This window comes from Paenarthrobacter sp. NPDC090517 (assembly GCF_044769165.1).
Classification (GTDB): domain Bacteria; phylum Actinomycetota; class Actinomycetes; order Actinomycetales; family Micrococcaceae; genus Arthrobacter.
In genome coordinates, this window is record NZ_JBIVXN010000003.1 from 46882 (window position 1) to 57617 (window position 10736).

The 10736-nt window shown below is 58.5% G+C and carries 8 protein-coding genes; 3 read left to right on the forward strand and 5 right to left on the reverse strand.

Translation table 11 applies throughout. The features are described from left to right. Nucleotides 1–12: 12 nt before the first annotated feature. The 4 genes from ACIQTW_RS11920 to ACIQTW_RS11935 form a co-directional block, all read right to left on the reverse strand. On the reverse strand, nt 13–948 hold the full coding sequence (locus ACIQTW_RS11920; protein WP_402937035.1) for an ABC transporter permease: 936 nt from the start codon (nt 946–948) through the stop codon (nt 13–15). 55 nt (nt 949–1003) lie between these two features. Next, on the reverse strand, nt 1004–2566 hold the full coding sequence (locus ACIQTW_RS11925; RefSeq protein WP_402937036.1) for an ABC transporter substrate-binding protein: 1563 nt from the start codon (nt 2564–2566) through the stop codon (nt 1004–1006). A 64-nt stretch (nt 2567–2630) separates the two neighbouring features. Then, nucleotides 2631–3476 (reverse strand): M55 family metallopeptidase, encoded by an 846-nt coding sequence (locus ACIQTW_RS11930; RefSeq protein ID WP_402937038.1) that lies wholly within the window; start codon nt 3474–3476, stop codon nt 2631–2633. 74 nt (nt 3477–3550) lie between these two features. After that, complete coding sequence (locus ACIQTW_RS11935) at nt 3551–4954, reverse strand: alanine racemase (protein ID WP_402937040.1); 1404 nt, start codon at nt 4952–4954, stop codon at nt 3551–3553. Nucleotides 4955–4998: 44 nt separating this feature from the next. Between ACIQTW_RS11935 and ACIQTW_RS11940 the strand changes: the two genes are divergently transcribed. Beyond that, nucleotides 4999–5484 carry an Lrp/AsnC family transcriptional regulator gene (locus ACIQTW_RS11940; RefSeq protein ID WP_402937041.1) on the forward strand — a complete coding sequence of 162 codons (486 nt, stop codon included), beginning with the start codon at nt 4999–5001 and terminating at the stop codon, nt 5482–5484. A gap of 13 nt (nt 5485–5497) precedes the next feature. On the opposite strand, the gene ACIQTW_RS11945 is transcribed toward ACIQTW_RS11940, so the two are convergent. Further along, a complete protein-coding gene (locus tag ACIQTW_RS11945; RefSeq protein ID WP_402937043.1) occupies nt 5498–7108 on the reverse strand; it encodes a PucR family transcriptional regulator in 1611 nt (536 codons plus the stop codon). Nucleotides 7109–7450: 342 nt separating this feature from the next. Between ACIQTW_RS11945 and murF the strand changes: the two genes are divergently transcribed. Then, nucleotides 7451–8911, forward strand: coding sequence for a UDP-N-acetylmuramoyl-tripeptide--D-alanyl-D-alanine ligase (gene murF / locus ACIQTW_RS11950; RefSeq protein ID WP_402937044.1), 1461 nt, complete (start codon nt 7451–7453; stop codon nt 8909–8911). Nucleotides 8912–9128: 217 nt separating this feature from the next. After that, nucleotides 9129–10727: an ABC transporter substrate-binding protein gene (locus ACIQTW_RS11955; protein ID WP_402937046.1), complete on the forward strand. Its 1599-nt coding sequence runs from the start codon at nt 9129–9131 to the stop codon at nt 10725–10727. Nucleotides 10728–10736 lie beyond the last annotated feature (9 nt).

Sequence of the window (10736 nt, forward strand, 5' to 3'; positions counted from 1 at the left end):
TCAGTGTCTGTGTCATACCAGTCTCGCTCTCGGGTCAAGCAGGGCATAGAACAGGTCTGTGACGAGATAGACCCCTACGACGATCCCTGCAAAGACGAGTGTTGTGGCCTGGACTACGGGAAAATCCCGCCCCAGGATTCCCGTCAGCATGAGGCTTCCCATACCCGGAATAGCAAAGACCTTCTCTACTACCAGTGCCCCGCCAGCCAGCGCGCCGGCTTGGATTCCCAAGATCGTGACCCCGGAAATACTGCCATTGCGGATCGCATACGCAACCAGGACAGTGGACCTCTTCAAGCCCTTGGAGTGGCCAAACGCCACGAAGTCGCTCTGCAAGGCATCAGTCAGAGAGGCCCTTAAACTATTGACCAGCATCGGAACGATTCCCAGGGCGATTGTCAGGGCAGGCAAGACGAGTGAATGAAGGTGCTCCGCCGTCGTTCTTCCGTAACCTCCAACCGGAAACCACCTAAGGTTCAAGCCAAAGACGATCACCAACAAAGTTCCGGTCAGAAACGTGGGCGTGCCTTGTGCAACGGCACCAAAAAGACGAACTCCAATGTCCGCCCCGCCCCTGCCACGGACAGCAACCCACGTGGCCAGTGGGAGGGAAATAACCACCGCAAATGCCACAGCGAGCAACATGAGCAAGAGGGTGGTGGGGAGCCGGTCAGTGATGAGCGAGGCAATAGGCGACCGGTACTGGAACGAGGTTCCCAGGTCCCCGCTGAGGAGGTCAACCAGAAAGTGCCAGTATTGCACTCCGAGGGGTTGGTCCAATCCCCACTCGGCGCGGAGGGCTTCAACCGCCGATTCGGAGGCCTTATCCCCCAGAGTTGTCCGGGCAGGATCGCCTGGAGTGGCGTGAACAAGAACGAACGTCGCGGTCACCACACCCCAGATGACGAGCGCAAGCAGGCCAAGCCTGCGGGCAAGGAAGCGAACCATTACCACCCCTCCAATCGGTCGGAGGTATTCGTGGGCGAAGACCGCCTGCGGTCATCTATTCGGACAGCCATGTGTTCACCAAGTTGTAGTTGCCGGTGATGGATGGCTGGAAGCCATGGACGGTGTCGCTGTAGCTGTAGAGCGCCGGAAGGTAGAAAAGCGGAACCATCGGCTGGTCCTCGTTCACCTTCTCCTGGATTTTCGAGTAGATTTTGACCCTTTCGGCTTGATCACTGAGCTCCGCGGCCTTGGTCGCCAAATCCGCAACTTCTTTGTTGTCGTAGCCGGTGTACAGGGCATTGGACCCGCCGGACTGCACTGCGATGAACCGCACCAACTCGTCCGGGTCCGTGATGTCCGTCGTGGCCACGCTGATGGCCATGTCGTAGTCCATCGACTTCCTGGCAGCCCTTTGTGCTGAAGGTTCCATTTGATTGATGCTGACAGTGATCCCAATTTCAGCGAGTTCGCTCTGCAGGATCTGGGCAATGGTCAACTGGGTTGCGTTGCCACTAGTCACCAAGATATTTACAGAAAAGCCCTGCGGTTGAGTGGACTGAGCCATCTCCTTCTTTGCTTCATCGAGGTTGAACTGCCGACCGGTCACGTTCGCGTCATATGCCCAATAGGCGGGGCTTAGGAATGAACCGGCGGCGGAACCCTGGCCGAAGTATGCAGCTTTCAGGATCGCCTCCCGATCAATGGCGTAGGCGATGGCCCGTCGTATGTGGACGTCAGAAAAAGGAGCCCTGGTGTTGTTGAGCGTGAGGAAGCTGGTGAGGCTGCTGTCGAATGCCGAAGCCTTCAACCCGGGGGTTGACGCCAACGCAGCAAAACTGCTCGCCGCCGGGGCTTCGTTAATGCTGATTTGGCCACCCTGAAGTTGTGTGGCCCGGGTATTTGCGTCCGGTACCGTTACGAAAGTTACGCCGTCGAGGTAGGGTCGGTCCGGGCCCCAGTAAGACGTATTCCTGACAAGTTCCAGTTGTTGGCCCCTGTTCCAGCTCTTCACCTTGAAAGGGCCGGAGCCCACGGGAGCTTTGGCGAAGTCCTCCCTCGACAGGCCACCGTAATTCTCCGGCACGATGGAGTTTGCGAAAAGGGCAAGAACTGAAGGCAGAGGTGACCAAACACCCTTCGTCTTAACCACCACTGTCTCCGGTGCCGGAGCTTCGATGGCGGCGATTTGCTCGTTAAGGAATGCTGAAGGCAGGTCCGGGTCTGAAGCAGCCTCCAATGAAAACTTCACGTCTGCTGATGTGAGGGGGCTTCCATCAGAGAAAGTGACTCCCGACCTCAAAGTGAACGTCCATGACAACTTGTCCTCGGACTGCACCCATTTTGTGGCGAGGGAAGGATTGAGCGTCCCGCCGTCCACGGAAGGAACAAGAAGGGTGTCGTAGATTTCCTCGACGGTCCAAATCGACTCGTTGTCCGTTGCGTCCACGGGCATCAGCGTTGACGCGTCCGCTTCTCTGGCCATGACAAGTTGTCCACCGCTACGGGGCTCCCCCGACTCCCCTGAAGTGGTTGATTGGCCAGGCGAACAACCAACCAAGAGCAGCGATGAGATGGCAGTGATGGCGGTAAGCGTTGGCAGCCGTTTTACTAAGGTCATTGTTTTTCCTAGGGTCCTATATGTCGTGCATCTGTGGGATGGGAATAGAGTGCTTGCTCTTGGCTCATGTCCTGTTGACGAGGGAGAACACCGTCCTGGCAGCGATGCCGGCCAGGTTGTAGCTGGTGGCGATCATGCCCAAGAGGTCCTCAGCCGAGTCGAGTTCACGAGCTACCGAAAGGTTGCTGGTGCGGACCGCTCCGGGCACAGCCTCAACCAACTCGGCGGCCAGCGCCGTCTGAAACCCAATTTCCAAGTGGATGCGGTTCGGAACGGGGAGCAGCCGGGTCCTTCCAAGGCCTTGCACGGCAGCCCTGGCACTTTTACGAATTCGTTTGCGGGCCTCGTGAGGGGAAAGGCTGTTCGCCGCCATGACACCGCGGGCTTCCTTCACCTGGACGGTCTGGACTCCCGGGAACGCTGCTTGGGCGATGTCACAAATGACGTCGTCGCCGGTTACCAGCCCCACAGGAACCCCCCTTGTGGCGGCAAACATGGCGTTCACTGAGGCTTCGGAGGCAACCTCTCCATTAACGTGGAAGCTCGCGAAGTATCCGGAGAAGGAGTGCGCCAACACGCCCTCCGAACCCGCCGGGGCGTGATAACCCACGTAGAACGCCACGTCGAAGTCCGAGGTCAGACCTTCGGCCATGCAGAAGGCCTTGGGGGAACCGAAAACTACCCGCGCACGTGGATCCAGCTGCTCATGGAGCAGGTTGTCCATGGTTCCGTGGCTGTCGTTGACGAGGACCTCCGTTGCGCCACCTTCGAAAGCGCCTTCGATAGCGGCGTTTGTCTCCGCGGTCATCAGCAGTTGTGCACGGGCATAGCCGGAACCACCACGAATGACTTGGTGGTAAGTGGCGATTCCTGAAATGCCTTCCATATCTACTGAGATATAGACCTTCATAATGAGTCTCCTTTGAATGGGGGCGCCCACGTATCGGGGTCGGCGAGTCTGCCAACCCCGCCCCGATGGGTTGGCTAGAAATACGTCTGGACTGCGTCGACGACCCCATATGAGGCGTTGACAAGGGGAATCAGAGCCCACCTGTCAAAGGCTGAACACGGGTGCGAAATCCCCAGACAGACCAACTCGCCGACAGCGATGCTGTCCTCGGCGGAAAACGAGAGAAACAGGTGTTGGTCATTGAGTGCAGTGACCTGGGCATTACAGAACTGCCGCTCCGAACCCTCCCGCCTCACCACCAACGGGACGGGCATACCGGCGTCGTAAGGTACATCCCGTCGGCCGCACCCAAGAATCGCCACACCGGGGGCGGGCACGGACAAAACCTGTGCCCACACCTCCAAGGCCGGCTGGAAGGGATCCACGTCATCTCGGAGCGGGGAAGTGTTTTCGTAGAGACCATGATCGTGGGTGACGTAGCAACCGCTCCTTAAGACAACCCGGATCGCAGGTCCGTGCCATTCCCCCACAAACTGCCGCACCACTTCATCGAAGTAGGCGCTCCCCCCACTTGTCACCATCGGTTGCGGGGGAAGCAGGCCCGCTATGTGGAGGGCATGTAAGGTACCTGCCATTTCGCCAAGGAAAGCCCTCGCAGCAATGAGTTTACGCATAGCGCTTTCGCCTTGAACGAGGCCTTCGAAACCCTCAATTCCAACTAACTCCAGGTATGAAGACGAGGCAACGCCAGCGGCAACTGTCAGTGCATCCTGCGTGGACCTGCATCCTGCCCTGCCCCCGGTATACCCGAGTTCCAGCAGCACCGGCAGTGGCTCTGCAGGAGCGGACATCTGACTCAACGCTTCATTCATAAGCTGGACACCTGCCAAGGAATCCACCAGAACGTACACTTCCCTTGCCTTATCTTGGCGGCGGAACTCACAGATCCATTCAAGGTCAGCTTTGCCATGTACCTGGTTGGCGATAATGATTCGTTCAATTCCGCATCCAGCAAGGACACGGGCCTGGGAAACTGTCGCCACGGTGACGGCCCAGGCGCCGGCTTCCATCTGAAGACGTATAAGCTGCGGACTCATGGTCGTTTTCGCATGGGGTGCCAACAGGACCCCTCGCTGCTCGCACCAGCCGGCCATACGTAGAATGTTGTGGTTTAGCTCTGCTTCCTTCAGAACCAAAACAGGCAGGGAAAAATCCCCAGTGAGCGCATTCCATCCCCGTTCCCGAATTTCAGCGGTGGAAAGTCCGGAAATGCTTGGCGGAAATGCTTTGTAACGGCCAACAACCCTGTCGGCTTCAAAGCTAACTGCAGAAGTCTGGGGCTTCTCTTGTGACATAAATGCACTTCTCCTCGATCTCACATCGAAGATTACGCCGCGTCCATGGTGTGCAATTAGTGCTGAAGGCAGAGCTCCTGACCGATATTTCTGCCTTTCGGACAAAGCGGATTTGGTACGCATGCGGGGGTCTTGACGATCGTCATCTGGCTGATAGCTTGGCCACGGTGGACTACAGAACCCGAAAAAACTTCGACAGCACAGACAGGGCTGTCTTCAGAGCCCTCGATGACGACCCTCGGATACCTGTGCTCCTTCTTGCCAAGAAGCTTGGTCTTGCGCGGGCTACGATTCAGACCCGACTCGAACGGAAGATGGTGGGTCATCACCTCCTTCCGCACAGCACCCGCATCACGCCTGATTCGCTGGGCTTGCCAATTTCAGCCCTCGTGACCGCGGAAGTTGAACAAACATCGCTCGACGCAGCAGTGGCTGCTTTGGTGGGTATTCCAGAGATCATCGAGGTTCACGGCATAGCAGGGGAAGCAGACCTGGCTATCCGCGTTGTGGCACGCGACGCCGAAGACCTGTTCAGGCTGGGCCAAGCCATCACAGATTGCACAGGAATCCGTCGCACCACCACATCCCTCTTGTTGAAGAGCCTTATCCCCCTGCGGATCAGCCAACTTCTGGAGGAGGACGCATTGGCATAAAATCAGATGCTGTTCAGCCGGCCGGTTTCGTACCTATTTCCTGCAAGCGCAACTGCAAAGCCAACGCCAGCCTGACGTCGGGATCCTCAATATCAACTACCTTGGCCAGTCTTCGGAGCCTATGCCGCAGCGTATTAGGGTGCAGTACCAACGCCTCGGCACCACGGGCAATGTCGTAGTGGGCGGCCATCCAGCTTCGTAGAGTCTTGACATACTCCGTGCCCTGCAGGCGATCATATTCCACTATCCGGGACAGCGGCTCGGAGGGATGGGCATCGCGCGACTGCAATGCGTCCTGCACCTCAAGCAAGAACATTGAGGCTGCCAGTTCCTTGTGGTTGCCGATTTCACCGTGACCAAACGAACCGCACACCACACCCAAGGCTTGTCTGGCCTGGACTAGTCCAGTGGGTGCATCGGTGATGCTATTGAGCGTTCGGCTAACCCCGGCCCGCCAACCCGCTCCCACCACGTCCGCCGCCCTGCCCAGCACGCTGGCAAGGATCTTTCGCAAGACAGGTGAATCGGCCACGGTACCGATGACGGCGACGGTCTGTCCTTCCAAGGACCCGACAGCAGACTCGAGCCGATATGACGATAACGCCATCCTGAGCAGCACGCTAATGTGAACTGCGGCTGACTCCGCCGACCTGCCGGGCATGGAACCTTGGGCATTCTCGTTGCGGCCGATCGCCACCACTGATGCCGGAGCTTCCAACTGCAAACCGAATGATTCCGCAGCCTGATGATCAACGGGGGTGCGGAAGAGCCGGGCGAATCTTTCCGCCCGTTGCCTGCGGTCAGTGTCAGTTGCCACGTTCAGCCTGGCCAAATGGGGAGCAGCAAGACGTGCCCCTTCGGCGAGTACTTCGGCAGCATTGGAGGCAAGTGGTGTGCTTCCCAACTGCACCCAGATACTCCCCAGCGCCTCACCTCCATCGCGGACAGCGATGGCCAACCGTGGCCGAAAGTCAGCTTGGACTCCTATCCAGGTCGCAGTACCTGCCCGCATAACATTGGCGTAGTCCTCCGCGTTCGTTGGATGATCCGGCACGCGGCGGCCCAGGATTCCGTCGCGTCGCAGATCGTCAACTTCCTGTCCTGGAACCGATGAGTACGACAGCACCCTCATCGACAGGTCCTCGATAGCAACTGCTCCGCCAGCTCTTAGGGCGATATCATTTGCCAGCGAGAACAGGTCCGCCGCTCGATCGTCCTGTTCGAGTATGGGGTCCCTCAGTGCCCGCAGGGTATCGACGAGCACGTACAACTGTCCCCAGGAGAGGTCCTCACTGCATTCCAGCAACGTCACACCGAGACGATTCGCCTCGGCAATCATCACCTCGGGCGCCTCCCCCCGGGCCCGCACCACGACGGCCGCCGCCCTACGGTTCAATGCCTTATCCAGCAGGTCGGGCCCCGGACTGCCCGGGACTAATAGCACGGCGTCGGTGAGATCGACGTTGGCCTGTTCCACATCATGAATTACGGGCGATCCCATGGCCACGGAGGGCCCATGGGGCAACGCCAAGGGTCTTATCACCTCGGGGCCGAGGCTATCCAGGAGTACACCCAGAGTGATACCTACCGACCGTATCCCGTTGGCTGTGTTTGGGTCGGTCATGGGCTGCGACCTCCTAGGGCAGTAGATGAAGTGCCGCAAAGGCGGGTGACACGAGGCTATCAAGTAACAACGGAAAAGCCCGAGAGTTTCGGGAAACTCATATGTGCCGACATCGACAGGGCCTCGCTGACCTTCGTATAAGGGCACCATTGATATACGGCATTCGACGCCAAGGCTTTGCTTTGGCCGTCAACACCAAATATATCCAGGATTTTGTCCGCGACGCCAATCTTTAATTAGAAAAGTCATGCTCACTATTTCGGCAGGGCTCACAAATGGGACCGTGTGACAAACTCATTTTTGAAAATAGTGCCTATGAGCCCAAGGGTAGGGAACATTCAAATGATTGCATTCACCGCAATGGAGATCGCAGACATCACGCAAGGCTTTTTGATAGGAGACCCGAGCATCGTGCCCACCGGCGTGATCACTGACTCACGGGAAGCAACACACGGATCGCTGTACGTAGCCAAGCCCGGCGAGCACGTCGACGGACACGACTTCGTTGACGCCGCCTTTGAAGGCGGCGCCGTACTGGTCCTCGCCGAACGAAGAGTGACCGATGCCGACGGAAGACCATATCCCGCCGTCGTGGTTGATGACGCCGTACTTGCCATGGGGCACCTCGCCGCCGAAGCCGTCCGCCGCATCCGGTCCGAACGTGAGCAGCGCGGCGAGCCGTTTACGGTCATTGGAATCACGGGGTCGGCTGGTAAAACTACAACCAAAGACCTCTTGGCGGGGGTGTTGTCCACCTTTGGTGCGACAGTGGCACCCCAAGGCTCCTTCAACGGCGAGGTTGGTGTACCTCTGACCGTTTTTACCGCAGATAACGAAACGCGCTTCCTCATCATCGAGATGGGCGCTACCGGACTAGGCCACATCAAATATCTCGCCGATATGGTCAAGCCCGACGTGGGCGTTCTTCTCATGGTCGGCTCGGCACACGCCGGCGAATTCGGCGGGGTGGCGAATATTGCCAGGACAAAGGGCGAGCTCCTCGAGGCCCTCAGCACGCTGGGTACTGCGGTGATCAACCTGGACGACCCCAAGGTTGCCACCTTGCGCTCCCGCACAACTGCCAAGGTCGTTGGCTTCACTGCCTCGGGTTCTCCCGGCGAGGACGTGCAAGCCCGGAACGTGGTGATAAGTTCCCATGGACACCCCGAGTTCGATCTTTTCTTTCCCGGCACCGGCCCTTCCGTCCGCGTGGAAAGCCGCTTGATCGGTGGCCACCAAGTGACAAATCTCTTGGCGGCCGCCACCGCAGCCTTCTCAGTGGGTATTCCCGCTGCCGCAATCGCCTCATCGCTTAGCTTCCAACTACCCGCGAGCCGGTGGCGCATGGAACGCACAGAACGTCCCGACGGAGTAACCATCCTCAACGACGCCTTCAACGCCAACCCGGAATCCGTGAACGCGGCACTGCACACCTTGGCCCGGCTCGGACAAGGCAGGCGGACCTGGGCTGTCCTTGGAGGCATGCTCGAATTGGGTGACTGCTCCGTCCGCGAGCACATCGCGGTGGGGAATCAAGTGGCGCGGCTGAGAATTAACAGGCTCCTGGTGGTCGGACACGAAGCCCGGTCGATCTACAGCGCCGCTTTGCAGGAAGGTTTCCTCCATGACCAGTGCTGGTTCCTGGAGACAGCAGAAGAAGCCTACGAGCTACTCCACGGAGAACTCCTATCCGGTGACCTGATTCTGTTCAAGTCATCCAAACAGCTCGGTTTGAGGTACTTGGGGGATCGGATCGCGACGGCCCGGCGAGCCGATTACAGCATTTGGTCCCAAGGGAGCTGATGTTCCCCCGACACAGACTCACGGGCAGTCAGCTACGGTTCATGGCCGGGCCATGAGTGGAGTACAGCTGACCCTATGGGTTATCCAATGTTCCCTACTTTCAGGGCTCTCTTTGTCGGATCCACTGATGAACCTGCGCCCCGGGCGCGGAATCGTAGTCCCAAGGCGGTCTCGGTGCTTTGCGCCGCGGTGGCTTTCGAACAGACCCGGAGGAACTATGAATCACAGACATTTAAGAGCGGTCGCACTAGTGGGCGGCACCGCTGTTGCACTGAGCGCATGCTCGGTTGGAGGCCAGGCCGAAAGCGACGGACAGGAGCTGGTCAAGGATGGCAGCTTCTCCATGGCGCTGGATTCCGATCCCGGTAGCTTGAGCCCCCTTATGACCGTCTCCACATCAGCTAGCCAGGTAATCAACTACCTCTACGACCGCATGGTTTTCATCGACCCCGGCTCAGGCTCCGTCAAGTCCTGGTTGGCTGAGGCCTGGACAGAGAAGCCGGACGAAGTCGTCTATACGCTCAAGAAGGGCATCACATGCTCCAACGGAGAGCCGTTGACCCCTCAGACCGTCGCCGACAATTTCAATTTTGTGGCAGATGAAGCCAATAACTCCCCTTTGCGGGGCTTCTCCGTCCCGGGCGACCTTGTCGCCACTGCCGAGGACGCCACAGGGACGGTCACGCTGAAGACTCCCACACCTTCTCCTTTCCTTCTGGTTAACACGGCCTCCATAGGCATCACCTGTCAGTCAGGACTTCGCGATCCCGGCTCCGTGGCTTCCGCTTCAGACGGAACCGGTTTGTTTACCTTGACCGAAGCAGTGCCGAACGACCATTACACGTTGACCCGCCGTGACGGCTACAACTGGGGGCCGGACAACCAGACGACATCCGACACACTCGGAACGCCCAAGGATGTCACGTTCAAAGTCATCACGAATCCAAGCACTGCCGCCAACCTATTGCTGTCGGGCGAGCTGAACGCAGCGGTGGTTTCGGGGGCTGACGAGGACCGGTTGTCTTCGGCAGGACTTGGGAAGTTGGGGACTGACCGTCCCATGGGTGAGATGTTCTACAACCAGTTGTCCGGAAAACCCACTGCTGATCCAGCCGTCCGGAAAGCCCTCACCAAGGCAGTGGACATTCCCAACCTTTCAAGGATCATGACCGCCGACAAGGGCTCAATCAGCAAACAACTGTCCGGAGTAGCCCCCGTGGGATGCCGGATTGAGACTACCGGCGCCCTCCCTGCGGCCGATTTCGAAGGCGCCTCCGCTGAGCTCACCGCTGCTGGCTGGCTCTTGGACAGCAACGGAAAACGGTCAAAAGCCGGGAAGGCATTGAATCTGGCGTTTATCTACAACAATGCCGCTGACACTTCCAATGCTGCGGCCGAATTCGCCCAGCAACAGTGGACCAAGTTGGGGGCCACTGTTTCCATCAAGGGCGGCGACGAGAATTTCATGATCGAGCAATTGCTTAGCGGAAAGAACAACAATGATTGGGACATTGCGTGGGAGAACGTCAATGTCTCTGTCCCCAGCACCATTGTGCCCCTGATTTCCGGTCCTGCTCCTGCGGAAGGCCTCAACTTCGGCTCCATCCACAACACGGGCTACGACTCAGCCGTCGCTAAGGCTTCGACCCTGACGGGCGAGGCGGCATGTGATGCTTGGGCAGAAGCCGAAGAGGCACTCTTCGAAACAGCAGACGTAGTGCCCTTCGCATCGGCGCCCTCCAACACCTACCTCAACAACGCTTCCGGCGTCTTCGACACCGTGGTGGCCGGTCCGCTTGTCCGTGTACGGAAATAGGCGGGCATC

Bases quoted from the DNA above. Each gene is read 5' to 3' on its own strand.
- ACIQTW_RS11930 (WP_402937038.1), bottom strand. From the start codon at position 3,476: ATGAAGGTCTATATCTCAGTAGATATGGAAGGCATTTCAGGAATCGCC.
- ACIQTW_RS11955 (WP_402937046.1), top strand. From the start codon at position 9,129: ATGAATCACAGACATTTAAGAGCGGTCGCACTAGTGGGCGGCACCGCT.
- ACIQTW_RS11945 (WP_402937043.1), bottom strand. From the start codon at position 7,108: ATGACCGACCCAAACACAGCCAACGGGATACGGTCGGTAGGTATCACT.
- ACIQTW_RS11925 (WP_402937036.1), bottom strand. From the start codon at position 2,566: ATGACCTTAGTAAAACGGCTGCCAACGCTTACCGCCATCACTGCCATC.
- ACIQTW_RS11920 (WP_402937035.1), bottom strand. From the start codon at position 948: ATGGTTCGCTTCCTTGCCCGCAGGCTTGGCCTGCTTGCGCTCGTCATC.
- murF (WP_402937044.1), top strand. From the start codon at position 7,451: ATGATTGCATTCACCGCAATGGAGATCGCAGACATCACGCAAGGCTTT.
- ACIQTW_RS11935 (WP_402937040.1), bottom strand. From the start codon at position 4,954: ATGCGTACCAAATCCGCTTTGTCCGAAAGGCAGAAATATCGGTCAGGA.